Source organism: Arthrobacter sp. P1_D4 (assembly GCF_056406115.1).
The window spans coordinates 36,693-61,948 of the sequence record NZ_JBFUAU010000005.1 but is presented as its reverse complement, the minus strand read 5'-3'; the positions used below and the strand labels follow the sequence as shown (position 1 = coordinate 61,948).

Here is a 25,256-nt window from a genome sequence, read left to right as displayed (position 1 = left end):
CCCAGGAAGGCACGCTACTGGGTGTGCATGCGGCTGCTGACCCGGGAGAGGTCGGCGGCGCCGATCAGTCCGGCGTTGGGTCCCAGGGCGGCCAGTTCGATCTCCGCCGCGGGGCGGAAGCCGCGGCCGGTGAGGTTCCGCGCGAAGGCCTTCCGGGCGGGCGCGACGAGCAGCTCGCCGGCGTCGCAGAGTCCGCCGCCGATCACGAACTTGCCTGGGTCCAGTGCCGCTGCGAGGTTCGCCAGGCCAAGGCCCAGCCATTCCCCGACGTCCTCGAGGAGTTCGCGGGAGGTCTGGTCCCCGGCCTTGGCCAGCTCCGTCACGATCACGCCCGTAATGCGTTCCACGTCGCCGTCCACGGCCTTGAGCAGTTCCTGGGCAACCGGGGAATTCGCGGCGGCCAGTTCCCTGGCCTCGCGGCCGAGCGCATTGCCCGAGGCGTATTGTTCCCAGCAGCCGCGGTTGCCGCACTCGCAGCGGTGCCCGCCCGGCATGATGATTTGGTGGCCGAACTCCCCCGCCACACCGAAGCGGCCGCGTTCGAGCCGTCCGTCCATGACCATGGCCCCGCCGATTCCGGTTCCCAGGGTGATGCAGACCAGACGGTCCTGTCCCTGTCCGGCGCCGAAGCGCCATTCCGCCCAGGCGGCGGCGTCGGCGTCGTTGGTCAGCAGGACGGGGCGGCGCAGCAGCCGCTGCAGGTTCTCGCGCAGCGGTTCATTGCGCCAGGCCAGGTGCGGGCTGAAGAGGACAGTGCCGCCGTCGAGGTCCATCCAGCCGGCGGCGCCGATTCCGACCGACCAGATCCGGTGTCCGGCGCCCAGCTCTCCGACGAGTTCGACAATGACCTGTTCCACGGCGCGCGGGTCGTTGCCCGGGGTGGAGCGTTTGGCCTGGCTGAGGATCCTGCCCTCGGCGTCCACCACGCCGGCAGCAACCTTGGTTCCCCCGATGTCGACGCCGATCGCCAGGCCCTTGCGGCCCAGCCGCAGGTGTGAGCGGAGGTCATGCCCGGCCGTGGCGGCCGCGGCGCCGGCCAGGGTCCTGCTTCGCCAGGCGGCGGTGCGGCGGCGCAGGCCGGGCTGCCGGCCGGGTGTTGGTGTCTGCATGGTGCCCCATTCTATTCGCCGGGGCCGCAACGGCAGCGAAGGCCCGGCCGCATGACGCGGCAGCAGAGCGCCGCGCACGTGCCCGCAGCATCCCCGACTGGCGGAACGGCGGTCCCGACCGTAAAGTTACTGGCCAGTAGGTGTCGCAGAACACACCTTCGGGGGGCCGCATACTAGGCTTAGCGGTACCCCTTGCGGGCCTATGGATACCAAAGGAGCTGTCGTGCGAGAAATCATTGTCCCGCCCCTGGTGAATGTCGATCCGGACACCAATGTCACCGATCTCGTGGTGCGCCAGGCGGCCAAGGCTTCCAACCCTGCGCTGTTCTCGCGGCTCGACGCAGCCGGCCAGTGGCAGGACGTCCGCGCCACCGAATTCCTGGCCGACGTCTCGGCCCTCGCCAAGGGCCTCATGGCCAGCGGTGTGGCCGCCGGCGACCGGGTGGGCATCATGTCCCGCACCCGGTATGAATGGGCCCTGATCGACTTCGCCATCTGGTTCGCCGGCGCCGTCTCGGTCCCGATCTATGAAACCTCCTCCCCCTCCCAGGTGGCCTGGAACCTTGGCGACTCCGGCGCCGTGGCCGCGTTCGGCGAATCGGCGCACCACGAGGACATCATCCGGCAGGCGGCCACCTCCGAGGGCCTCACCGCCCTGGGGCATGTCTGGCAGCTCGAGGGCGACAGCCTGGACGAGGTCCGTGCGGCCGGAGCCGGCGTCAGCGACGCCGAGCTTGAAGCACGCCGCAGCCAGGCGTCCCTGAACGATGTCGCCACGATCATCTACACCTCGGGCACCACCGGCCGGCCCAAGGGCTGCGAGCTGACGCACGGCAACTTCGTGGAACTGTCCGAGAACGCGCTGGTCACGTCGCTGGGCACGATCGTCCACGAGCAGGCACGGACCATCATGTTCCTGCCCATGGCCCACGTCTTCGCACGCTTCATCTCTGTGCTGGCAGTCGCGGCCGGCGTCACGGTGGCGCACACCCCGGATATCAAGAACCTGCTGCCGGATCTGCAGAGCTACAAACCGACCTTTATCCTCGCCGTCCCGCGCGTTTTCGAGAAGGTCTACAACTCGGCCCTGACCAAGGCCGAGGACGGCGGCAAGGGCGCCATCTTCCACCGCGCCGCGGACACCGCCATCGAATTCTCCCGGGCCCGGCAGGCCGGCAAGGTCGGGCTCGTACTGAAGCTCAAGCACGCCGTGTTCGACAAGCTCGTGTACAGCAAGCTCCGGGCCGCAATGGGCGGGAACGTCTCCCATGCCGTTTCCGGCGGCGGCCCGCTCGGCGAACGGCTGGGCCACTTCTTCCAGGGCATCGGCATGCAGATCCTGGAAGGGTACGGGCTGACTGAAACCACGGCCCCGGTCACGGTCAACACCCCCGACCTGATCAAGATCGGCACCGTCGGCGCCCCGATTCCGGGCAACTCCGTCAGGATCGCGGACGACGGCGAGATCCTCGCCAAGGGCGTGTGCGTCATGCGCGGCTACTACAAGCGCGATGACCTGTCCGCCGCGACCTTCGACGACGACGGCTGGTTCCGCACCGGCGACATCGGCCAGCTGGACGAGGCTGGATTCCTGACCATCACCGGGCGCAAGAAGGAAATCATCGTCACGGCCGGCGGCAAGAACGTGGTCCCTGCCCTGCTGGAAGACCAGATCCGGGCCGACGCGCTCGTCTCGCAGGTGCTCGTGGTGGGCGACAACCGCCCGTTCATCGGCGCCCTGGTGACCCTGGACGAGGAAGCCCTCCCCGGCTGGCTGGGCCGCCACGGGCTCCCGGCCTCGACCCCTCTCGCCGAGGCTGCCGTCAACCCCGCCGTCAAGGCCGCGGTCCAGGAGCTCATCAACCACGCCAACCAGTCCGTATCCCAGGCCGAGGCGATCAAGTCCTTCCGGATCGTGCCGGCCGACTTCACCGAGGCCTCCGGACATCTGACCCCCTCCATGAAGGTCAAGCGGGCCCAGGTGCTCAAGGACTTCGAGAACGTGATCGAGGAAATGTACAGCGCCAAGCGACCCACCCTCGCCTAGGCTGCAACCGCGACCGCCCCGCACCAGAGCAACCCCCGCACCAGAGCAACGCGGGGTCAGATACGGCCCATCCGGCGCCCCTGATGGGCCGTATCTGGCCCCGCGTTGCTTTTGTTCGGGAGGCAATGTCTGGCAGAAACAGAAGGGTCCTTCCGGCGGAAGCCGGAAAGACCCTTCTGTTTTGATGGGGTGCTGTGTTGCCGCGCTGCCGCTATTCGACGACGAGCAGCAGATCCCCGCCCTGGACCTGTTCGATCCCGGCGACGGCGAGCCGCGCGACGGTGCCGGCCACCGGCGTCGTGATGGACGCTTCCATCTTCATGGCCTCGATCGTGGCCACCGTGTCGCCGGCCTTGACGGTGTCCCCGGCCTTGACGGTGAGCGTGACGGCACCGGCGAACGGCGAGGCGACCTGGCCCGGCTGGGACGTGTCGGCGCGTTCGGCGGCCTTGACGTTGCTCACCACTGAACGGTCGCGGACCACCACCGGCCGGGACTGGCCGTTGAGCGTGCACATGACCGTGCGCATGCCCTTCTCGTCCGGCTCGGAGACGGCCTCGAGCGAGGCGATCAGCCGGACGCCCTTCTCGAGCTCGATCTCGTGCTCCGCGCCGCGCTGCAGCCCGAAGAGGTAGTCCCGCGTGTCCAGCACGGAAAGGTTGCCGTAGGACTCCACGCTCTTCTGGTAGTCCTTGGTGGGACCGGCGAAGAGCAGGCGGTTGAGCGTGCCCCGCCGGGTCTTGGAATCGCCGTTGAGCGCGGCGCTGTCCTCGGCGCTGATCTCGACGTCGCGGACCTTGACGGTGCGCCCCTGCAGCGCCTTGGTCCGGAAGGGCTCGGGCCAGCCACCGGGCGGGTCACCAAGCTCGCCAGAGAGGAAGCCGATCACGGAATCCGGGACGTCGTACTTTTGCGGGTTCTCGTTGAAGTCTTCCGGATCGGCGTTGAGGCCCACCAGATGCAGGGCGAGGTCGCCCACCACCTTGGACGACGGGGTCACCTTGACCAGGCGGCCGAGGATCCGGTCCGCCGCGGTGTACATGTCCTCGATCGCCTCGAAACGCTCGCCCAGGCCCAGCGCCATTGCCTGCTGGCGCAGGTTGGAGAGCTGGCCGCCCGGAATTTCGTGCTGGTAGACCCGGCCTGTGGGGCCCGGCAGTCCGGACTCGAACGGCGCGTAGACCCGGCGGACGGCTTCCCAGTAAGGCTCGAGGGCGCAGACGTTCGCCAGGCTGAGGCCGGTATCGCGCGCCGTGTGGGCCAGCGCGGCGACGAGGGCCGAGGCCGAGGGCTGGCTGGTGGTTCCCGCCAGTGAGGCCGAGGCCACGTCGACGGCGTCCACGCCGGCATCCACGGCCGCGAGGAGCGTGGCCAGCTGGCCGCCGGCGGTGTCGTGGGTGTGCAGGTGGACGGGGAGGTCGAACCGCTCCCGCAGCGCCGAGACCAGGCGCGCCGCGGCAGCCGGACGCAGCAGTCCGGCCATGTCCTTGATCGCGAGGATGTGCGCCCCGGCGTCGACGATTTTCTGCGCCAGCTCCAGGTAGTAATCCAGGGTGTAGAGCGTTTCCTCCGGGTCCAGCATGTCCGCGGTGTAGCAGAGGGCAACCTCGGCGACGGCGGTACCGGTCTCGCGGACGGCCCGGATGGCCGGAGCCATCTGGTTGACGTCGTTGAGGGCGTCGAAGATCCGGAAAATGTCGATGCCCGTGGCGGCGGCCTCGTTGACGAACGCCACCGTGACCTCTTCCGGGTAGGGCGTGTAGCCGACGGTGTTGCGGCCGCGGAGCAGCATCTGCAGGCACAGGTTCGGCATGGCCTTGCGCAGGGCGGCAAGCCGGTCCCAGGGGTCTTCGCCGAGGAAGCGCAGGGCGACGTCGTAGGTCGCCCCGCCCCAGGCCTCGACCGAGAGCAACTCGGGGAGCAGCTTGGATTCTGCGGGACCGGCCGCCACGAGGTCCCGGGTGCGCACCCGGGTGGCGAGCAGGGACTGGTGCGCGTCGCGGAACGTGGTGTCTGTGACGGCCACGGCGTCCTGCGCCCGCAGGGCACGGGCAAACCCTTCCGGGCCGAGTTCCTGGAGACGCTGGCGGGACCCTGGCCGGGCCGCGGCGTCATCCAGGGCCGGAAGCTTGTCCGCCGGGTCCGTGTGGACCTTGAGTTCGCCGTTGGGCTTGTTGACCGTGACGTCGGCAAGCCAGGTCAGCAACTTAGTGCCGCGGTCGGCCGAGACCCGTGCCTTCAGCAGCTGGGGCCGTTCGTCAATGAACGAGGTGGCCACATCCCCGGCGACGAAGTCGGGATCGTCCAGGACAGCCTGCAGGAAGGAGATATTGGTGGACACGCCGCGGATGCGGAACTCGGCGAGGGCGCGGCGGGCCCGGGCGACGGCGGCCGGGTAGTTGCGTCCGCGGCAGGTCAGCTTGACCAGCATGGAGTCGAAGTGCGGGCTGATCTCCGCGCCCGAGTAGACGGTGCCGCCGTCGAGCCGGACGCCGGCGCCGCCGGCCGAGCGGTAGCCGGTGATCTTGCCGACGTCGGGCCGGAAGCCGTTGGCCGGGTCCTCCGTGGTGATGCGGCACTGCAGGGCGGCACCCTTGAGCTGGACGCTCTCCTGGGACAGGCCCAGGTCCGCGAGGCTCTCACCGGCGGCGATGCGCAGCTGCGCCTGGACGAGGTCGACGTCGGTGACTTCCTCGGTGACCGTGTGCTCGACCTGGATCCGCGGGTTCATTTCGATGAAGACGTGCTGGCCGGCCCGCTCGCCCACGGTGTCGACGAGGAATTCGACGGTGCCGGCGTTGACGTAGTTCAGCGCCTTCGCGAACTTCACGGCGTCGCGGTACAGCGCCTGCCGAATGCCTTCGTCGAGGTTCGGGGCCGGGGCGATCTCGATGACCTTCTGGTGGCGGCGCTGGATGGAACAGTCACGCTCGAAGAGGTGCATCACGTTGCCCTCCGCGTCGGCCAGGATCTGGACCTCGATGTGGCGCGGGCGCAGGACGGCCTGCTCCAGGAACATGGTGGGGTCGCCGAACGCGGCGTCGGCTTCGCGCATGGCGGCCTGCAGGGCCTCCGGGAGCGCCTCGCGGGTGTCCACGCGGCGCATGCCGCGCCCGCCGCCGCCGGCGACGGCCTTGGCGAAGATGGGGAAGCCGATTTCATCCGCGGCGGCGATCAGTTCGTCCAGGTCCTTCGACGGCTGGCTGGACTTGAGGACCGGGACGCCGGCCTTGCGCGCGGCCTCGAGGGCGGCAACCTTATTACCGGCGAGTTCCAGGACCTCTGCCGGCGGCCCGACGAAGGTGATGCCGGCCTCCTTCGCGGCCCGCGCCAGGCGCGGGTTCTCGGAGAGGAAACCGTAACCGGGGTAAATGGCGTCCGCCCCGGACTCCTTGGCGACGCGCACCACCTCATCAACGTCCAGGTAGGCCCGGACCGGGTGCCCCTCCTCGCCGATCAGATACGCCTCATCGGCCTTCTGGCGGTGAATGGAGTTGCGGTCCTCATGGGGAAACACAGCGACAGTCTTGGCACCCAGCTCGTAGCTCGCGCGGAAGGCGCGAATCGCGATTTCGCCGCGGTTGGCCACCAGAATCTTAGAAAACATACTTCTCCTGCTTCATCGCGGGCGTATCGGTAAGTGCTCACAGTGTCTAGGACCTGTGCGGGCAAACACAAATCATTGTGGCGACTGTCACAGCATTATCCGTCACGGACGCCGCGATGGGCAGGGCCTTGGCCTTAGAGCTTTCCCCGTCCGTCCGATTGGCGAGGTTCTGGCGCCCCACGCCGGATGAAACGGGTTTCGCCGGAGCATCAACATATGATGAGTGGGTGGGTGGCGCATGCACGCCCCGGCTCCGAAGAACGCAGGAGCCGGCACGACCCCGTCTCGGCAACCGGCGTTAGGTATTGGTTTTTCAAGTGCAAGTAGTGAGCATCAGCAGCCTCAAAGGCGGTGTCGGCAAGACATCCGTGACCACCGGACTGGCGTCGGCGGCATTGGCCGCCGGCATCCCCACCCTCGTCGTCGACCTTGATCCGCATGCTGACGCCAGCACGGCCCTGGGCGTGAGTCCGGACGATCAGCTCGATATCGGCAGGATGCTGAGGTCGCCGCGGCGGGCACATCTGGCGGACAACGTGGTCCCCAGCGGCTGGGTGGATCACGCCCGGATCAACGGCCGCGGCAACGCCAACGGCAGCGCGAACGGCAGGATCCAGTCCGGCGCGGCGACCTCCGTCCTGGACGTGGCCGTCGGCTCCGCCTATACCGGCATCTACGACCGCCCCGACCTGGGCCGCCGCGACCTTCGCCGGCTTTCCACGGTCCTGGCCGGCGCCACGAACTACGAACTCGTCCTGGTCGACTGTCCCCCGTCACTGAACGGCCTGACCCGGATGGCGTGGTCCGCAAGCGACAAGGTGACCCTGGTGGCCGAGCCCGGGCTTTTCTCGGTGGCCGGCACAGAACGCACCATGCGCGCCATCCAGTTGTTCCGGCAGGAATTCGCCCCCAAGCTGTCCCCCGCGGGCATCGTGGCCAACCGGGTGCGCAGCAGTTCGGCCGAGCACACGTTCCGGCTCTCGGAGATGGAATCCATGTTCGGCCAGCTGCTGTTGAGCCCGCATATCCCGGAGCAGGCCAACTGGCAGCAGATCCAGGGCGCGGCCCACTCCATCCACCACTGGCCCGGCGACTCGGCCAAGAATGCGGCCGGGCTCTTCGATGCCCTGCTGCAGAACCTGCTGAACCAGGGCAGCGTGGCCCCGGCCGGCGCTGTCCGCGACCGCAGCCTACGGTAGCCCCGGGCTGCCGTACACAGCGCAACAGAATGAGGCCGCCTTCCCTGTCCGGGAGGCGGCCTCAGTCGTTTCTGTGCTCAGTCGTTTCTGTGCTCAGTCATGTCTGCAGCTGTGGGCGCTAGCCGATCTTGCGGGCCGCCCGGCGCTTGCTCAGCTCGTCGTCGGGAAAGGACTGGTCCGCGGCGTGTTCGCTGGGAAGGGCTGCGAGGCTTCCTTCAACTTCGCGCCATACGCGGCCGACGGCGATGCCGAACACCCCCTGGCCGCCCTGGACGAGATCGATGACTTCATCTGCCGATGTGCACTCGTAGACGCTGGCGCCGTCGCTCATGAGCGTGATTTGGGCGAGGTCCTCGACGCCGCGCTCACGCAGGTGTTCCACGGCGGTGCGGATCTGTTGCAGGGAGACGCCCGTGTCCAGGAGCCGTTTGACCACCTTGAGAACCAGAATGTCGCGGAAGCCGTAGAGCCGCTGCGAGCCGGAGCCGGCCGCGCCGCGGACGGCGGGCTCAACGAGTCCGGTGCGCGCCCAATAATCGAGTTGGCGGTAGGTAATGCCGGCCGCCTTGCAGGCGGTGGGTCCGCGGTAGCCCGCGTCCTCGTCCAGAACGGGGAGATCTTCGGTGAACAGCAGGCCCTGGGCACCGCTGGCGGGCACAGCAACGCCGGCCGTTGAGGCCTGCTTCAGCTCGCCTGCTTCGCCTTTCGGACTCACGTGGACCCTCCTTGTCGTGGGTTCCCCTGGGTTTGTTGCATCGGCAGCAATAGATGTGAACAGCTGCATGACACCGGATGAATACTCCATCCGTGTAATTCAGCCGGGCTGCACCTTCCAGTGTGACTTGCGCGGCTACCGTATGCAATGGGAACTTGTACCTCCGACGTTAGGCCTGCCGGGGCCCAAGGTCAAAGACGTTGGGGCTATTCCAGGGGCGTGTCGAAAGTTTCATCCTTGACTTTAACGTTCAGTGCCGCCACAGCTGTCACGCACGTATCAGAAACACCAGCAGTCACAGGCACGCAGGCAACCCCGGCAGGTTCCCTGGCGCCTGTTGCCTGGGCCGGCTCAGCCGCCGAAGTCTTCGGGTTCGACGTCGTCGAGGAACTCGCGGAAGCGCCGCAGTTCGCCTTCCTCGTCCACGGCGGGTCCGGGGTGCGTGTCCTCGCCCTCGTCGTGTTCGGTGATCCGGACGCCGGCCTCGTCCATGACGGCGTCGGCGCACCAGATCCGGCACTTGGCGCGCAGGGCAACGGCCAACCCATCGGAGGCCCGGGAGCTCACGGTGGTGCCGTTCTCGAACTGCAGCTGCCCGTAGAAGATGTTGTCCTCCACCGCCACGATGTTGACGCTGACGATCGTGTGGCCCAGGGCCTCGACAACGTCCACCAGGAGGTCGTGGGTCATCGGCCGGGGCGGGATGACCCCCTGCTGGGCCAAGGCGATGGCGCTGGCCTCCGGGGTCCCGATCCAGATGGGCACGTGGCGCTCACCATGGATTTCCTTGAGCAGGACAAGCGGCTGGTTGGACGGCAACTCGATCCGCACGCCGACAATCTCCACCTCAATCATCAGATGTCCATCCTTGAGATGCGGTCGTGGACCAGCGCCTGGTGCAAGGACAGGCAGAGGTCGCTGATTTCCCGGGCCGCCTCGGCGGCCCGGGCGTGGGAGGCTGCGTCCTTGCGGGAGGTCAGGGTGGCCACAGCACGCTCCACGAGCCCGAATTCGCGGTCGGCAGCGGCCTGGAAGGGCCGCAGGTGGCGGGGTTCCAGGCCATGGCTCTCAAGCTGGACGCAGGCCCGCGCGACTTGCAGCGCGTGTTCGTCGAATTTGCCGTTGACGTGCCCGATCAGGCCGTAGCTCAGGAGCGATTCCAGCAGCGGGACGCTCGCCCCGGATTCGGCGCGCAGCTGCTCCTCGCTGAGCCTGCGTGCCCGGCTGTGCAGCTCGGAGGCGAGCTCCTCGGAGACGATCCGCGGGGACAGCGTGACGCCTGCCGGCAGGTTCTCCGGCCGTTCGCCCCGGTCGATCGCATCAAGGTAGTCCTTGATGACCTTCAGCGGCAGGTACTGGTCACGCTGGAGTGAGAGGACGAAGCGCAGCCGTTCGACGTCGTTCTCGGAGTACTGACGGTAGCCGGCAGGTGTCCGCTGCGGGTTGATGAGTCCCTTTTCTTCAAGGAACCGGATTTTTGACGCAGTCATGCTGGGGAAGTCGTCGCTCAGTTGAGCCAGGACTTCCCCGATGTTCAGAACCTGGGGTCCGCGCCGATCCGCATGTGCCGTGGCCACAGGCAACTACCCCGGAATCAGACGTTGCCTGCGGCGCGGGCAGGGCTGAGGTAGAAGGTGAGGCGGAATTTGCCGATCTGGACCTCGTTGCCGGACTTCAGTTCCACCGAGTCCACGCGGTCGTGGTTGACGTAGGTGCCGTTCAGGCTCCCGGTGTCCACAACCTCGAAGCTGCGCGCAGTGCGGCGGAATTCAACGTGCCTGCGCGAGACAGTGACGTCGTCGAGGAAGATGTCGGCGTCCGGGTGGCGGCCCGCCGTGGTGACGTCGGAGTCCAGCAGGAACCGCGCACCGGCGTTGGGGCCGCTGTGCGCCACGAGCAGGGCCGATCCGAAGGGAAGGGCCTCAACCGCTGCCCGTTCCTCAGTCGAAAGCTTCGGCGTGAAATTGGGTTCGTCGCGCACCGGAGTGAGGTTGATCGACGTGGTCTCCGAAGCCTTCACTCCACCCGTGCCGTAACCGTCACCGGTGTCGTTCCGTTCGTGCCCAAACATTGAGTCCTCCTCATTCGTTGCAGGTGTCCCCCCTGCAAACAACGCATGCCGTCCGGAAAAGCCTTGCAGTCCCGGTAATGAGGCCCTTCGGCGGGGCGCGGCTTTGTTTTGCTATCCCAACAACACTCGCCGGCGGCCCCGGCCCGAATGACCTCTGTCTTTAGCCTACCTGCTGTTCATACTCGGATGCACTGAGCAAGGACTCGACCGCGTCGGCTTCCGCGAGCCTGATTTCGATCAGCCAGCCTTCACCGTACGGATCGGAGTTGATCAGGGCGGAATCGGTGTCCAGCGACTCGTTCCTGGCGACCACCTCGCCCGTCACCGGGGCGTAAATGTCGCTGACGCTCTTGGTGGATTCGACCTCTCCGACGACGTCGTTGGCCTTGATGGTGGTCCCGACCTCGGGCATCTGGGCGTAGACGACATCCCCGAGGGCGTCCTGGGCAAAATCAGTAATGCCCACGCGCACAACCCCGTCGGCGTTGGGGGCCGAAACCCATTCGTGTTCTGCGGTGTAGGACAGGTCTTCGGGAATGATGCTCATGACGGGCCTTTCATCGGGTCAATCACCTGGCGGCGGCAGTCGTTTGTTCTAGCCGCCGCTGAAAGTATAGGCATATCGGGCAGGGGCCGGGGAGGGATCTGCGAAGATGGTGCCATGGCAGAACATGCTCCGCTGAAGGGCGGGAATGTGAACAACCGGGGCGCCGGGACCGTCCGGACACGCCAGGGCTAGGCCATGCCTGAGCTTCCTGAAGTTGCGGCCCTGACGGACTTTCTGGACGAGCACCTGCGCGGAGCAATGGTGCGGAAAATCCAGCCGGTCTCCTTCGCCGTGCTCAAGACGGCAGACCCTCCCTACTCCGATCTCCAGGGCAAGGCCGTCAGCGGCGTGCAAAGGTTCGGCAAGTTTGTCAGCGTGGAAGCGGACGGGCTGCATTTTGTCTTCCACCTCGCCCGGGCCGGCTGGGTCCGCTTCACGGACTCCCCTACCGACGCCCAGCTGAAAATGGGGAAGGGCCACATCGCGCTGCGGCTGACGTTCTCGGGCGATTCCGGCCCGGTGGGCATGGACCTGACGGAGGCGGGCACAAAAAAGAGCCTGGCGGTCTATGTGGTCCGTGATCCGCACGACGTGCCCGGCATCGCGGCGCTCGGACCGGATCCGTTCAGTCCGGACTTCGACGTCGATGCACTGGCCGGGATTCTCGGCTCCAGTTCCCAGCAGATCAAGGGCGTCCTGAGGAGCCAGGGCATCATCGCGGGCATTGGGAATGCCTACAGTGACGAGATCCTGCACGCCGCCAGGACTTCGCCGTTCGCGATCGCCAAGTCGCTGGACCGGACGGACGTGCAGCGCCTCTACGACGCCATCCACACCATTCTGGGAACAGCGGTGGCGGAGGCCAAGGGCAAGCCGCCCAACGAGCTCAAGGACACCAAGCGGAGCCACATGCGGGTCCATGGCCGGACCGGCGAACCGTGTCCGGTGTGCGGGGACACGGTCCGGGAGGTTTCCTTTGCCGATTCCGCCCTGCAGTACTGCCCGACGTGCCAGACGAAAGGAAAGATCCTGGCCGACCGCCGGACGTCGCGCTTTTTGAAATAGCGGATCACCGCGGACCGTCCGGGGAACACCGCGGCGCGGATGTGTCCGGGAAACAGAAAACCCCGCCATTCCTTCATCAGGAATGGCGGGGTTTCAGCTGTTGGTCGGGCTGACAGGATTTGAACCTGCGACCCCTTGACCCCCAGTCAAGTGCGCTACCAAGCTGCGCTACAGCCCGCTGGTTCCACCGTTCTCCGCCCGGAAGTCCTCCCGGATTCGCTCCAGGTTTTCTTCCAAGCAGTCCGGCCGAACCACCTCCAAAAGCTTACACGATCCGGGAGGGTGCCTGTGACAATTTCAGGCTGTCACGGCAAGGTGTGTCGGAATTAACGTTTCTTGCCACGCTTTTCGCGCACGCGCATGTTGACCTCGATCGGCGTGCCCTCGAAGCCGAAGGTCTCCCGGAGGCGTCGGGTGATGAAGCGGCGGTATCCCGGATCCAGGAATCCGGTGGTGAAGAGCACGAACTTCGGCGGCCGGCTCGAGGCCTGGGTGCCGAACAGGATGCGGGGCTGCTTGCCGCCGCGGACCGGGTGCGGGTGCGCTGCGACAAGTTCGCCCAGGAACGCGTTGAGGCGTCCGGTGGGGATTCGCTTGTCCCAGCTTTCCAGGGCGGTGTCCAGGGCCGGGACGAGCCGGTCCTTGTGCCAGCCGGTCTTGGCCGAGATGTTCACGCGCGGCGCCCAGGCCACGTGTGCCAGGTCCTGCTCGATTTCGCGTTCCAGATAGCGGCGGCGCTCGTCGTCGAGGAGGTCCCATTTGTTGAAGGCCAGCACCAGGGCGCGGCCGGATTCAACGGCGAGCTGCAGGATGCGGACGTCCTGCTCGCTGAGCACCTCGTCCACGGCCAGGAGCACGACGGCGACCTCGGCCTTTTCGAGCGCGCTCTGCGTGCGCAGGGAGGCGTAGAAGTCCGCGCCCTGGGCCATGTGCTGGCGGCGCCGGATGCCGGCGGTGTCCACGAAGCGCCACGTGCGCCCGCCGAGTTCGATGAATTCATCGACCGGGTCGCGGGTGGTGCCGGCGGTGTTGTCCACCACCACACGCTCGGAACCGGCGAGCTTGTTCAGCAGCGAGGACTTGCCGACGTTCGGGCGGCCGATCAGGGCGATGCGGCGGGGTCCGCCGGAGCGCTCGAGGCCTTCAATCAGGGAGTACTCCGGGAGGGTGTCCATGACGTGGTCCAGGAGGTCCGCCACGCCGCGGCCGTGCAGGGCCGAGACGGGGTACGGTTCGCCGAAGCCCAGGCCCCAGAGGGTGGCCGAGTCGGCTTCCTGGGCGAAGTCGTCCACCTTGTTGGCCACCATGATGACCGGCTTCTTCGACTTGCGCAGCATCTTCATGACGCCTTCGTCGGTCGCGGTCGCGCCCACGGCGGAGTCGACGACGAACAGGACGGCGTCGGCAAGTTCCACGGCCATCTCGGCCTGTTCCGCCACACGGGCGTGGATGCCGCGGGCATCGTGCTCCCACCCGCCGGTGTCCACCACGGTGAAGTTGCGGCCGTTCCAGTTTGCCGAGTACATGACACGGTCGCGGGTGACGCCGGGGGTGTCCTCGACCACTGCCTCGCGGCGGCCCAGGATCCTGTTGACCAGGGTGGATTTGCCCACGTTGGGCCGCCCGATGATGGCCAGGACCGGGTCCAGCTTGACCGGGCCGTCAAAGTCCTCATCGTCGAAGTGGCCGCTCAGCAGGGCGGCGTCGTCTTCGTCGAGCTCGTAGTCGTCCAGCCCGGCACGCAGCGAGGCCGCGCGGAGTTCCGCTTCGTCATCGTCCAGGGCGGCAAGGTTTTCAGCCACCTGGTCGGTGCCGGTGGGCGTGTATTCGTCTTCGCCGGCGCCAAAATTGCCGGAGGTTTGAGTCGTATCGCTCATTGCACTTTCCTTAGGTGGTGATCTGCCGGCGTCCCGGCTACTGCTTCATGACGTTCATGCGGTGATTCCGCGTGGGGCAGGGGCTGCCCGGTTCTTAGTACTGAGTCCTGGACATGGCGCGCTAATGCGGCCCGGATTTCGGTTCCCGCCCTGTCCATTGAAACACGCCCGCTCTCGCCCGGCCTGCGGCTGACGTTGATGGCCCCGCCGAAGCTGACATGCAGGCGCCGGCGCGGTGCGGGCACCGTGTCCAGGTGTTCGCCGCCGATTCTTGTGCCCAGGATGGCCACGGGAACCACGGTGGCGCGGGAGTTAAGCGCCAGCCAGGCGACGCCGTTGTTGATCGCGGCGGCCTCACCGCTCCCCCGCGTGCCTTCGGGAAGAATCCCGACGCACCGCCCGGCGTCGAGCAGGCTCCGGGCCGTGGCCAGCGCCGCACGGCCACCGCGGCGGTCGACGGGCACCTGGCCCGACGCCGCCAGGACGCGGCCGAGGAACCCGGTGAACATCTCCTGCTTGACGAGGATGTGCATGGGCCGGGGCGAGGCGCCGAACATGACGGGCCCGTCCAGGAAGCTGATGTGGTTTCCCGCGAAAATCACGGGACCGGCCGCCGGGACGTTGGAGCGTCCGCTGACCGAGGTGCGGTAGACGAGGTGGTCCAGGAGCCAGCCCACGGGCCGGCTCCACGCCGTCGTCCACTGGCCGGGCGGGGCGGCGGGCGCTGTCCCCGGCAGTCCGGCGCGCCCCTCAGTCACCGTGGACGGCCCGGAGCGGAACAGGAGAGTGGTTGACCACGGTGTCCACGATGTCGAGGGCGGCCTGGACCGTCTCGTCAAAGTCCAGGTCGGAGGAGTCCAGGGTCACGACGCCGTCGGCGGCCGTGGTGAAGTTCACTACGGTGGAGTCCTTGGCATCGCGGTAGGTGACCTGGGCTGCCAGCTGCTCGGCATTCTGGCTGCCGCCCAACTGGATGCCGCGGCGGCGCAGGCGGGCTTCCTCGCTGGCGGTCAGCAACATCCGCACCTCGGCATGGGGCGCGACGACGGTGGTGATGTCCCGGCCCTCGACCACCATGCGGCGGTGGTGCTTTTCGATCAGCTCGCGCTGCCGGCGGATCAGTTCAGTCCGCGCGCCCAGCGTGGTGGCGACGGCGCTGACTGCCGCGGAAATGGCGGGTTCACGGATGGCGAGAGTGACATCGTGCCCGCCGACGCGGACGTACTCTTCCTGCGGGCTCGTGCTGATTTCCAGCGGCAGGGTCTCTGCGGCGGTCTCGACGGCGGCCCCGTCGTCCAGGTCCGTGCCGCTCTGCAGGCAGAACCACGTCAGGGCGCGGTACATCGCGCCGGTGTCGAGGTAGGCCAGTTTCAGCCGGCGGGCCACCTCTTTGCTCACGCTGGATTTGCCGGAGCCGGAGGGGCCGTCGATGGCAACCACAAGGCTTTTTCCGGGGCGGACTACGTCCACTGTCTCGATGAGTTCCTGGGTCATTACTGGAGTACCCGCCATCCACGGTCATTGAGGGCTGCTATCAAAAGGTCGTGCTTGTTGGGCAGGACGGAAATTTCCACCATGCCCACATTCTGCCCCGAAGAGTGGTCGAGGCGGAGGTCTTCGACGTTGACGCCGATCTCGCCAATCTCGGTCAGCAGCTTGGCGATCTGCCCGGGTGTGTCATCCACCAGCACCGTCAGCCACGAGTATGCCTGCGGGGGTCCGCCGTGCTTGCCCGGGATCCGGGACTGGCCGGCATTGCCTTCGCTGATCAGCTGGGCAAGGTCCAGCCGGGCGCCGGGAGCGGCCGGTGCCTCCAGGGTGCCGATCAGCCGGTTGAGGTCCTCGCGGACTCCGTGCAGGATTTCCACCACTTTTTCCGCGTTCGCGCCCAGGATCTGGACCCAGAGCGTGGGATCGCTTGCGGCGATCCGGGTGACATCGCGCAGCCCGTTGCCGGCCAGGGACAGGGCGTGCAGGGGCGTGCCCTGCAGGCGGCTGGCCACGAGCGAGGACATCACCTGCGGCAGGTGTGAGACGAGCGCCACGGCTGCATCGTGCTCGTCGGCAGCGAATTCGGACACGACGGCGCCGAGATCGCCGGCCAGCGCACGCGCCACCCGCAGAGACTCCGGCAGTGTCTCCTCCGCCGGGCACACGACCCACGGCATGGAGGTGAACAGCTCGCCCCGGGCCGCGACCGGGCCCGATTTCTCGCGCCCGGCCATGGGGTGGGTCCCCACGTAGCGGCCCAGGTCCGCGCCGCGGCTGCGGAGATCGGCCAGGATCTGCGCCTTCACGCTCGCGATGTCCACCACGACGGCGTGCGGGTAGTCCTGGAGCGCCTTGGCCACGACGTCCGCCGTGACATCCGGCGGCGCGGCCACGACGACGAGCTCCGGAGCCTCCCCCTCGAGGCGCGCCAGCGGCAGGCCGGCGCCGATGTCGACGGCGACGGCCTGGTTGGTCGGCGAGGGATCCGAGAGGAACACGGGAACGCCCCGCCCCCGCAGCCCCAGCCCGATGCTGGTGCCCAGAAGCCCGGAGCCCAGGACGAGCACCGGGCCGTTCAGGTGGCCGCGGCCGTGCGTGCGGAAGGCGGACATGCTTACAGCCCCACGGAGGCCAGCAGGTGGCCGACTTCCTGCTTGCCGAGGTTGCGGATGCTGCCCTGGCGCTGGTCGCCGAGCCCGATGGGGCCGACCTTGACGCGCACCAGGCGCAGCACGGGGAAGCCGACGGCGTCGAACATGCGCCGGACGATCCGGTTCTTGCCCGAGTGCAGCACGACCTCGATCAGCACGTGGCCGGGGGTCGAGTCGACGAGCTTGAAGGAGTCCACCGAGGCGATGCCGTCCTCGAGTTCGACGCCGCCCTTGAGTTCGGCGCCCACGCCCTGCGGGAACGGCCCGCGGACCTGCACGAGGTAGGTCTTGGGCACTTCATAGGACGGGTGCGTCAGGCGGTTGGCGAGCTCGCCGTCGTTGGTCAGCAGCAGCAGCCCTTCGGTGGCGACGTCAAGCCGACCCACGTGGAAGAGGCGTTCGCCGTGGTGGTTGCGGACAAAGTCGCTGATGCACGGGCGGCCGTCCGGGTCCTCCATGGTGGAGACAACGCCCTTGGGCTTGTTGAAGACCATGTAGACCATGTTCTCGTCCAGCTGGATGCGCAGTCCGTCGACGTGGATCACTGCCGTCTTCGGGTCGACGCGCACGCCGAGTTCGGTGACCACCTGGCCGTCGACCTCGACGCGGCCCTCGGCGATCATTTCCTCGCAGACCCGCCGTGAGGCGACGCCGGCGGAAGCCATGACCTTCTGGAGGCGGGTGCCGTCGGCGTCGTGCAGCTCAGACTGCGGCACCTCGGCGCGGGGTCCGCGCTTGCGGGCCGGCTTGCGCACGGGCCCGAGGTTCTGGCCGAAGCGTTCACTGCCGAAGGCGCGGGAACCGGTGGCCTTGGCCGCTCCGGCGCCGACGCGCGGCTTGGGCTTGAGGGCGCCGGGAGTGCCGGGAGCCTTGCCGAAGCCGGGCTTGCGGGCGGCTGCCTTGCGGGCTGCCTCCTTGCCGGAGGGCGCTTTCGACTTCCAGTCAGCGGAAGCCGGGCGGGCAGTCGACGGCGCCCCGTCGGGACCCTGCAGGTCCGGATCGATAAAGGCCTCTTCGCGAGGCTTGGGGTGCTTGAAGGGGCGGTCTCCGCCGCCCTTGTAGCCGGCTCCGCCGCTGCGGCCGGCGCCGCCCTGGGAGCTGCGGGCCGCGCCGCCCTTGTAGCCGGCTCCGCCGCTGCGGCCCGAACCGCCCTGTGCGCCGCGGCCTGAGCCCTGACCTCTGCTTTGTCCGGCACTGCTTTGTCCGGCACTGTTACGTCCCGAACTGTTACGTGGTGAACCCTGGCGTCCCGCCTGTGTCATGACCCGTCCTTCGTTTGTTGGCCGACGGCCGCTGTCTCCCGACAACACCCGCCGACTGGGCAAAATGATTCTGCCCTAGTGGATACTCGTGCGCAGGCAGTTGTTCCTGCCTACATTCTTCCAGCGTCGTAAAACTCTTCGATGCCTTCAAGCCCCGGAAGGTGGGGTGAAAGCTGTGGCAATTCCGCCACCGAGCCGATTCCCATTCGCTCCAGGAAATACGACGTCGTGCGGTACAGGATTGCTCCGGATTCAGGATCGGTTCCCGAGTCCTCGATCAGCCCCCGCTGCGTCAGCGTCCGCACGACAGAGTCAACGTTGACTCCTCGAATTGCAGACACCCGCGCCCTAGATACGGGCTGGCGGTAAGCGATGACGGCGAGCGTTTCGAGCGCCGCCTGCGTCAGCCTGGCTGTCTGGCCTTCCAGCACGAATTCGCCAACGATCTCGGCGAATTCAGCGCGGGAATAGATCCGCCAGCCTCCGGCGATATTCCGCAATTCAAAACCCCGGGCGGTGGCGCTGAAGCCGTTCAAACTGGCATCGTCCACATCCGGGGCATTAACAGTATAACCGTTATACTCCCGCTGCAGTTCAGCCAGCAGGGTCTCGATGACGTCGACCGTCAGGTTCAGTCCGGCTGCCAGGGCCTGGGCCGTGGCCGGTTCGTCGATCACCATCAGGACCGCTTCGAGGGCCGCGCGGGCGCCCCCTGGCAGGCTCGCGACGTCCGGCCCGGCCTCGCGGGCAGCGTCCGGCCCGGCGTCCGGCCCGGCCTCGCGGGCAGCGTCAGGGAGTCGTTCGTTCACGGTTGGTCCTCGTATTCTTCACTCAGGTTTTCGCTGCTCCACCCCTGGGTATCGGCCGTCCAGTGCACCGTCAGTTCCCCCAGCGGCAGCAGCTGGTCAAAGCCCACTGCCCGGTCGCGGAACAGCTCCAGCAAAGCCAGGAACCGCGCCACCACCACCAGCGTGGATTCGGCGTCGGCGATCAGGGCCCGGAAGCTCAGTGGCGTGCCCAGCCGCAGCCGGTTCCCCAGCAGCTCGGCCTGGTCCTTGACGCTGACGGGCGCGCCGTGCAGGTGCGCGAGGCCTACTTCGGTGGGGGCTGCCTCCTTGGGTTTGAGGGCCGCCTCGGCCAGGAAGGCGAACTGGGCAGGGGTGTGCCGCCACAGCAGTTCCGGAAGCAGGGCAGCGAAGTGCCCCTCAAGGGCAACCTGCCGGGGATAGCGCCGGGCCTCAAGCTCGAGCGTGGAGCCGATCATGCCGGCCACCTGCTTGAAGGCCTTGTACTGCAGCAGCCGGGCGAACAGGAGGTCCCGGGCCTCCAGCAGGGCAATGTCCTCATCGTCCTCAACCTCGCCCGCGGGCAGCAGCCGGGCCGCTTTGAGGTCCAGGAGGGTGGCCGCAATCACCAGGAATTCGCTGGCCTCATCCAGGGCCCACTCCTCCCCCAGCTGCTGCAGGCCCCTGATGTACTTGATGAATTCGTCAGTGACCGTGGACAGCGCCACCTCGGTGATGTCCAGCTGGTGCTTGGAGATCAGGCCGAGCAGGAGGTCGAACGGGCCGGTGAAGTTGGCCAGCCGCACTTCGAATCCGGGCTTTTTGACGCGCGGTTCTGCTGGGCCCTCCGGCCCCGCGGCCCGCGCGGATTCCGCGCGCGTGTCGAGCTCCGCAGGCATGTCGAGATTCGCTGGCGGAGAAAAGGCGCCTGCCACGACCCTGGCTAGGGCGCGCCGCCGCGCGAGATCAGCTCTTTGGCCAGGCGGCGGTAGGCGTCGGCACCGACGTGGTTGCCCGCGTAGGTAGTGATGGGCTCGGCCGCGACCGTGGCGTCGGCAAATTTGATCGAGCGCTTGATGACGGTTTCGAAGACCTTGTCGCCAAAGGCCTCCACCAGGCGGGCAATCACCTCGCGGCCGTGCAGGGTCCGGGCGTCGTACATCGTGGCGAGCACGCCGTCGACCTGCAGGCGCGGGTTGAGGCGGTCCTGGACCTTGTCGATGGTTTCCACGAGCAACGCCACGGCGCGCAGGGCAAAGAATTCACAGATCAGCGGGATGATGACGCCATGGGCGGCGGTCAGCGCGTTGACGGTGAGCAGGCCGAGCGAGGGCTGGCAATCGATCAGGACGACGTCGTAGTCGTCCTCGACCTTTTTCAGGGCCCGGTCCAGCACCTGTTCGCGGGCCACTTCGTTGACCAGCTGTACCTCGGCGGCGGAGAGGTCGATGTTGGCCGGGAGCAGATCTACGTTTTCCACGCCGGTCTTCTGGATGGCGTCGCGGATGTCCACCTTGCGGTCCATCAGCACGTTGTACACGGTGAGGTCGAGCTCGTGCGGGTTGGTGCCCAGGCCGGCGGACAGGGCGCCCTGCGGATCGAAGTCGACCAGGAGCACGCGGCGGCCGTATTCGGCCAGGGCTGCGGCGAGGTTGATCGTGGACGTGGTTTTGCCGACCCCGCCCTTCTGGTTCACCATGGCGATGACCCGCGCAGGACCGTGGGAGGACAGCGGCGCGGGCTCCGGAAAGTCGCGTTGGGGCCGCCCGGTGGGGCCCATGACGGCGTCTTCCAGATCGAGTTCGGTGCCTTCCAGAGTTGCTGAACCCTGTTCGCTGCTCACGTATCTATCCACACTTTCGATGACGGTGATTGTCGTGCTTCATTTTGCCGCTTCCGGGCTCCCGGAGCCCAGCGCGTTCCTCCCAAGGTTACAGCGCCCGACACGGTATTCGCCGGACCTTGACACTGCGCCGGAGGCTGTGCCTTGACGTTCGGGTTGAAGTCGAAGGTTGCTACCGGGCTGTCACGGCGGCGCCCGGGGGACGCCAAGGGCGCTCCGGCGACCCCGGAGATATTGAAGTTTGTACCCCGCAGGCCTACATTGAAACGACGAGGTGGCAGCGGCTCATGCACGAACTTTCGATCACGCAAAGTCTTGTGGAGGCGGTCCTGGACCGGACCGGTGGACGCTCCGTGACGGGCGTCAACCTGCGGATCGGACCCTTGAGCGGCGTCCTCCCGGACGCCATGCGCTTTTGCTTCGAAGTCGTTTCAGCTGACACGCCGCTGGCCGGGGCAACCCTGACGATCGATGAATCCGAGGGCCGGGCCAGATGCCGCAGCTGCCGCGACGAGTTCGTCCTTGAGGACATGTTTCTGCTCTGCCCCTGCGGCAGTGCCGATGTCGAAGTCGTCAGTGGCCGGGAGCTCCTGGTCACCTCGGTGGAGGTTGCGTAGACATGTGTGCGACGTGCGGATGCGGCGACGACGCCGGCACCAGGGTTTCGGACCTCGACGGCACTGTGCACGACATCTTGCCCGCTGCTGCGGCCCCGCACGAACATCCGCACCCGCATCCGCACGAGCATCCGCGCGATCACGGCCATCCCCACGATCACGAGCACGATCACGGCCATCCGCGTCCCCAATCCCCCGGGACAGCCGACGCCGGGCACAGCCCCGCGGCGGAGGGACGGACCCTCATCTCCCTGGAGGAGAACCTGCTCGCCAAGAACGACCTCCTGGCCGCACGGAACCGGGGTTGGCTGGAAGGACGCGGCATCCAGGCCTTCAATGTCATGAGTTCCCCAGGGGCGGGCAAGACCACGCTCCTGGTCCGGACCATCAGGGAACTTGCCGGTGAGCTGGTCATTGGTGTGATCGAAGGGGACCAGGAGACCTCGCTGGACGCCGACCGGATCCGCTCCACCGGGCGGCCGGTGATCCAAATCAACACCGGGGCGGGCTGCCACCTGGATGCCGGGATGCTGCAGCGGGCGCTGGGCGCGCTGGATCCGGTCCCCGGATCGACACTCTTCATCGAAAACGTGGGCAACCTGGTGTGCCCGGCATTGTTTGACCTCGGCGAATCGGCCCGGGTCGTCGTGATCTCAGTTACGGAGGGCGATGACAAACCGCAGAAATACCCCCACATGTTCCTGGCTGCCGACCTGGTGATCATCAACAAAGCAGACCTGCTCCCCTATGTGGAGTTCGACGTCGAACGTTGCGTGCGCCAGGCGCGCCTGCTCAATCCCGGCGTCGACGTCCTGACCCTGTCAGCTACCACCGGCGACGGCATGGACGGCTGGCTGGAGTGGATCCGGAAGAATCCCCACCCGGCGGCGGCTGCCGCCGGGAGTGCGCCGCGCTCTGGCGGACTACGCGTTTGACCGTTGACGCAACATTCGAGCCGCGGCCACAGGGCGGGCTCCGAAGGAGGCAACGATGCCTACAGCTACTGCATTGAAAGCGGAAGAAACCTTGATCCACGTCCTGTGGATCAATGCCGGACTCAGTTGCGACGGTGACTCCGTGGCCCTGACGGCGGCAACCCAGCCAAGCGTCGAGGAGATAGCCCTTGGGGCGCTTCCCGGACTACCCAAGATTGCCATGCACTGGCCGCTGATCGACTTCGAATGCGGCCCGCAGCAAGGCGCCGACGACTTCCTCGAGTGGTTCCGCAAGGCGGACCGCGGCGAGCTGGAGCCGTTTGTGCTGGTGGTGGAGGGGTCCATCCCGAATGAAAAGCTGCACGCCGCGGGCGGCTACTGGGCGGCCTTCGGCAACAACCTCGACACCGGACAGCCGATCACCACCAGCGAGTGGCTGGACCGGCTGGCGCCCAAGGCGACGGCGATCATCGCCGCCGGGACCTGTGCGACCTACGGCGGCATCCATGCCATGGCCGGAAACCCCACCGGCGCCATGGGGGTGCCCGACTATCTCGGGTATGACTGGCGCTCCAAAGCCGGGATCCCGATCGTGTGCGTCCCGGGCTGCCCCATCCAGCCGGACAACCTTTCCGAAACCATGACGTACCTGCTGTATCAGGCCACCGGACAGGCCCCCATGATTCCCCTGGATGAGGCGCTCCGGCCGACCTGGCTGTTTGGCCAGACGGTGCACGAGGGATGCGACCGCGCGGGGTACTACGAACAGGGCGACTTCGCCACCGAATACGGGTCCCCGAAGTGCATCGTCAAGCTCGGCTGCTGGGGACCGGTGGTCAAGTGCAACGTGCCCAAACGCGGCTGGATGAACGGAATCGGCGGCTGCCCCAACGTAGGCGGCATCTGCATCGGCTGCACAATGCCGGGCTTCCCGGACAAATTCATGCCGTTCATGGACGAACCTCCCGGCGGCAAGCTGTCGACCGCGTCGGTCATGCCGTACGGCAAGACCATCAGGACACTGCGGAACATCACGAAGCACACACTGGACCAGGAACCCCGCTGGCGCAAACCCGGTAATGATCTGCTGACCGGCGCCAAGCGGACCTGGTAGGGACGCTAGGCAGAGAGGCAATGCAATGACTTCGACGATTCCGATGCCCCCGGCGGACGGTACCGCGGGCGAGAACCTGGTGGAGATGGCCTGGGACCCGATCACAAGGATCGTCGGCAGCCTCGGCATCTACACCAAGGTCGATTTCAAGAACAACCAAGTGGTGGAATGCCACAGCACGTCCTCGATTTTCCGCGGCTATTCCATCTTCATGCGCGGCAAGGACCCCCGGGATGCGCACTTCATCACGAGCCGGATCTGCGGAATCTGTGGCGACAACCACGCCACCTGTTCCTGTTACGCGCAGAACATGGCCTACGCCGTGAAGCCGCCCCACCTGGGCGAATGGATCGTCAACCTGGGCGAGGCCGCCGAGTACATGTTCGACCACAACATCTTCCAGGAGAACCTGGTCGGCGTGGACTACTGCGAGAAGATGGTCTCCGAAACCAACCCGTCGGTGCTGGCCAAAGCCGAGAACACGCCGGCCCCGCACGCCGCTGAGCACGGCTACCGCACCATCGCGGACATCATGCGCTCGCTGAACCCGTTTACCGGGGAGTTCTACCGCGAGGCGCTGCAAGTGAGCCGGATGACCCGGGAAATGTTCTGCCTGATGGAGGGCCGGCATGTCCATCCCTCCACGCTTTACCCCGGCGGCGTGGGCACCGTGGCGACGATCCAGCTGATGACGGACTACATCACCAGGCTCATGCGGTACGTGGAGTTCATGAAGAAGGTCGTGCCGATGCACGATGACCTCTTCGACTTCTTCTATGCGGCCCTGCCCGGGTACGAGCAGGTGGGGCTGCGGCGCACCCTGCTGGGCTGCTGGGGGTCCTTCCAGGACCCGGAGTTCTGCAATTTCGCCTACAAGGACATGACGGAGTGGGGCCGGAAGATGTTCGTCACCCCCGGCGTCGTGGTGGACGGCAAACTCGTGACCACGGACTTGGTGCGCATCAACCTGGGGATCCGGATCATGCTGGGCTCGTCCTACTACGAGGACTGGGGCGACCAGGAAATGTTCGTCACCCGCGACCCGCTGGGCAACCCGGTGGACCGCCGGCACCCTTGGAACCAGCACACCAACCCGCGGCCGCAGAAGCGCGACCTCGAGGACAAGTACAGCTGGGTGATGTCACCGCGGTGGAATGACGGCGAAAGCAACCTGGCGCTGGATACCGGCGGCGGCCCGCTGGCCCGGCTCTGGTCGACCGCCCTTGCCGGCTTCGTCGACACCGGCTACCTCAAGTCAACGGGCAGCAGCGTCCAGATCGAGCTCCCCAAGACTGCGCTGAAGGGCCCGGTGACCCTGGAATGGAAGATCCCGCAGTGGAGCAACACGCTGGAGCGGAACCGCGCCCGGACCTATTTCCAGGCCTACGCGGCGGCCGCCGCCCTGCACTTCGCCGAAAAGGCGCTCGAGGAAATCCGGGCCGGCCGCACCAAGACGTGGGAGTCCTTCGAGGTGCCGGAGGAAGCCATCAGCTGCGGCTTTACCGAAGCCGTCCGCGGTGTGCTCTCGCACCACATGGTGATCCGCGACGGCAAGATCGCCAACTACCATCCCTATCCGCCGACGCCCTGGAACGCCAGCCCGCGCGACTCCGAGGGAACACCGGGCCCGTATGAGGACGCGGTGCAGGGCCAGCCCATCTTCGAGGAGAACGACCGCGATCATTTCAAGGGCATCGACATCATGCGCACCGTCCGCAGCTTCGACCCCTGCCTGCCGTGCGGCGTCCACATGTATCTCGGCGACGGGCAGACGCTGGATTTGCTGCACTCCCCCACGCAGTCGCTCACCGGTGAGTAGCC

The 25,256-nt window shown here is 67.1% G+C and carries 22 protein-coding genes and 1 tRNA gene; 7 read left to right on the top strand and 16 right to left on the bottom strand.

Features of this window, described 5'->3' with window-relative positions; translation table 11 throughout:
* Positions 1 to 14: 14 nt before the first annotated feature.
* Positions 15 to 1,109 carry an ROK family glucokinase gene (locus AC1D0A_RS06260; RefSeq protein ID WP_476943432.1) on the bottom strand — a complete coding sequence of 365 codons (1,095 nt, stop codon included), beginning with the start codon at positions 1,107 to 1,109 and terminating at the stop codon, positions 15 to 17.
* A gap of 223 nt (positions 1,110 to 1,332) precedes the next feature.
* On the opposite strand from AC1D0A_RS06260, the gene AC1D0A_RS06255 reads away from it, so the two are divergent.
* Positions 1,333 to 3,156, top strand: coding sequence for an AMP-dependent synthetase/ligase (locus AC1D0A_RS06255; protein WP_243179542.1), 1,824 nt, complete (start codon positions 1,333 to 1,335; stop codon positions 3,154 to 3,156).
* A gap of 211 nt (positions 3,157 to 3,367) precedes the next feature.
* On the opposite strand, the gene AC1D0A_RS06250 is transcribed toward AC1D0A_RS06255, so the two are convergent.
* Positions 3,368 to 6,763: a pyruvate carboxylase gene (locus AC1D0A_RS06250; protein ID WP_243179543.1), complete on the bottom strand. Its 3,396-nt coding sequence runs from the start codon at positions 6,761 to 6,763 to the stop codon at positions 3,368 to 3,370.
* Positions 6,764 to 7,080: 317 nt separating this feature from the next.
* Between AC1D0A_RS06250 and AC1D0A_RS06245 the strand changes: the two genes are divergently transcribed.
* Positions 7,081 to 7,962: a ParA family protein gene (locus AC1D0A_RS06245; RefSeq protein WP_476943433.1), complete on the top strand. Its 882-nt coding sequence runs from the start codon at positions 7,081 to 7,083 to the stop codon at positions 7,960 to 7,962.
* 118 nt (positions 7,963 to 8,080) lie between these two features.
* Here AC1D0A_RS06245 and AC1D0A_RS06240 read toward each other — a convergent pair whose 3' ends face one another.
* The 5 genes from AC1D0A_RS06240 to gcvH all read right to left on the bottom strand — a co-directional run bounded on the left by AC1D0A_RS06240 (position 8,081) and on the right by gcvH (position 11,295).
* Positions 8,081 to 8,677, bottom strand: a complete 597-nt coding sequence (locus AC1D0A_RS06240; protein ID WP_028275903.1) for a MerR family transcriptional regulator — start codon at positions 8,675 to 8,677, stop codon at positions 8,081 to 8,083.
* Between the two features lie 351 nt (positions 8,678 to 9,028).
* Positions 9,029 to 9,532 (bottom strand): bifunctional nuclease family protein, encoded by a 504-nt coding sequence (locus tag AC1D0A_RS06235; RefSeq protein WP_028275904.1) that lies wholly within the window; start codon positions 9,530 to 9,532, stop codon positions 9,029 to 9,031.
* Positions 9,532 to 10,254 (bottom strand): transcriptional regulator FtsR, encoded by a 723-nt coding sequence (gene ftsR / locus AC1D0A_RS06230; RefSeq protein WP_028275905.1) that lies wholly within the window; start codon positions 10,252 to 10,254, stop codon positions 9,532 to 9,534. The genes AC1D0A_RS06235 and ftsR overlap by 1 nt, the downstream gene beginning before the upstream one ends.
* A gap of 17 nt (positions 10,255 to 10,271) precedes the next feature.
* Positions 10,272 to 10,748, bottom strand: a complete 477-nt coding sequence (locus AC1D0A_RS06225; RefSeq protein WP_028275906.1) for an FHA domain-containing protein — start codon at positions 10,746 to 10,748, stop codon at positions 10,272 to 10,274.
* A gap of 160 nt (positions 10,749 to 10,908) precedes the next feature.
* Entirely contained in the window at positions 10,909 to 11,295 is a 387-nt protein-coding gene (gcvH, locus tag AC1D0A_RS06220; RefSeq protein ID WP_028275907.1) for a glycine cleavage system protein GcvH, read from the bottom strand.
* 195 nt (positions 11,296 to 11,490) lie between these two features.
* Here gcvH and AC1D0A_RS06215 point away from each other — a divergent pair, with 195 nt between their 5' ends.
* A complete protein-coding gene (locus AC1D0A_RS06215; protein WP_243179545.1) occupies positions 11,491 to 12,360 on the top strand; it encodes an Fpg/Nei family DNA glycosylase in 870 nt (289 codons plus the stop codon).
* A 101-nt stretch (positions 12,361 to 12,461) separates the two neighbouring features.
* Here AC1D0A_RS06215 and AC1D0A_RS06210 read toward each other — a convergent pair.
* The 9 genes from AC1D0A_RS06210 to AC1D0A_RS06170 form a co-directional block, all read right to left on the bottom strand.
* Positions 12,462 to 12,538: transfer RNA gene (locus tag AC1D0A_RS06210), tRNA-Pro, on the bottom strand.
* A gap of 148 nt (positions 12,539 to 12,686) precedes the next feature.
* Positions 12,687 to 14,237, bottom strand: a complete 1,551-nt coding sequence (gene der, locus AC1D0A_RS06205; RefSeq protein ID WP_028275909.1) for a ribosome biogenesis GTPase Der — start codon at positions 14,235 to 14,237, stop codon at positions 12,687 to 12,689.
* Positions 14,234 to 14,914 carry a lysophospholipid acyltransferase family protein gene (locus tag AC1D0A_RS06200; protein ID WP_459385981.1) on the bottom strand — a complete coding sequence of 227 codons (681 nt, stop codon included), beginning with the start codon at positions 14,912 to 14,914 and terminating at the stop codon, positions 14,234 to 14,236. The genes der and AC1D0A_RS06200 overlap by 4 nt, the downstream gene beginning before the upstream one ends.
* 73 nt (positions 14,915 to 14,987) lie before the next feature.
* Positions 14,988 to 15,731, bottom strand: coding sequence for a (d)CMP kinase (cmk, locus tag AC1D0A_RS06195; protein WP_476945395.1), 744 nt, complete (start codon positions 15,729 to 15,731; stop codon positions 14,988 to 14,990).
* Positions 15,731 to 16,840 (bottom strand): prephenate dehydrogenase, encoded by a 1,110-nt coding sequence (locus AC1D0A_RS06190; RefSeq protein ID WP_459384367.1) that lies wholly within the window; start codon positions 16,838 to 16,840, stop codon positions 15,731 to 15,733. Before AC1D0A_RS06190 ends, cmk begins: the two co-directional genes overlap by 1 nt.
* Positions 16,841 to 16,842: 2 nt before the next feature.
* Positions 16,843 to 18,141, bottom strand: coding sequence for a pseudouridine synthase (locus AC1D0A_RS06185; protein ID WP_476945394.1), 1,299 nt, complete (start codon positions 18,139 to 18,141; stop codon positions 16,843 to 16,845).
* Between the two features lie 110 nt (positions 18,142 to 18,251).
* Positions 18,252 to 18,860, bottom strand: a complete 609-nt coding sequence (scpB, locus tag AC1D0A_RS06180) for an SMC-Scp complex subunit ScpB (protein WP_243179596.1) — start codon at positions 18,858 to 18,860, stop codon at positions 18,252 to 18,254.
* Positions 18,861 to 18,946: 86 nt separating this feature from the next.
* A complete protein-coding gene (locus tag AC1D0A_RS06175) occupies positions 18,947 to 19,825 on the bottom strand; it encodes a segregation and condensation protein A (RefSeq protein WP_476945393.1) in 879 nt (292 codons plus the stop codon).
* A gap of 44 nt (positions 19,826 to 19,869) precedes the next feature.
* The gene (locus AC1D0A_RS06170) at positions 19,870 to 20,769 is read right to left on the bottom strand and encodes a ParA family protein (protein WP_018772307.1); all 900 of its coding nucleotides are present in this window, start codon (positions 20,767 to 20,769) and stop codon (positions 19,870 to 19,872) included.
* 287 nt (positions 20,770 to 21,056) lie between these two features.
* Here AC1D0A_RS06170 and AC1D0A_RS06165 point away from each other — a divergent pair, with 287 nt between their 5' ends.
* Genes AC1D0A_RS06165 through AC1D0A_RS06150 form a run of 4 tightly spaced genes read left to right on the top strand, consistent with a single transcriptional unit; the run spans position 21,057 to position 25,254 of the window.
* The gene (locus AC1D0A_RS06165; protein WP_476943436.1) at positions 21,057 to 21,386 is read left to right on the top strand and encodes a hydrogenase maturation nickel metallochaperone HypA/HybF; all 330 of its coding nucleotides are present in this window, start codon (positions 21,057 to 21,059) and stop codon (positions 21,384 to 21,386) included.
* 2 nt (positions 21,387 to 21,388) lie between these two features.
* A complete protein-coding gene (hypB, locus tag AC1D0A_RS06160; protein ID WP_476945392.1) occupies positions 21,389 to 22,321 on the top strand; it encodes a hydrogenase nickel incorporation protein HypB in 933 nt (310 codons plus the stop codon).
* A gap of 55 nt (positions 22,322 to 22,376) precedes the next feature.
* Complete coding sequence (locus AC1D0A_RS06155) at positions 22,377 to 23,435, top strand: NADH-quinone oxidoreductase subunit B family protein (RefSeq protein ID WP_026538777.1); 1,059 nt, start codon at positions 22,377 to 22,379, stop codon at positions 23,433 to 23,435.
* Positions 23,436 to 23,460: 25 nt separating this feature from the next.
* Complete coding sequence (locus AC1D0A_RS06150; RefSeq protein WP_243179551.1) at positions 23,461 to 25,254, top strand: nickel-dependent hydrogenase large subunit; 1,794 nt, start codon at positions 23,461 to 23,463, stop codon at positions 25,252 to 25,254.
* Positions 25,255 to 25,256: the final 2 nt, after the last annotated feature.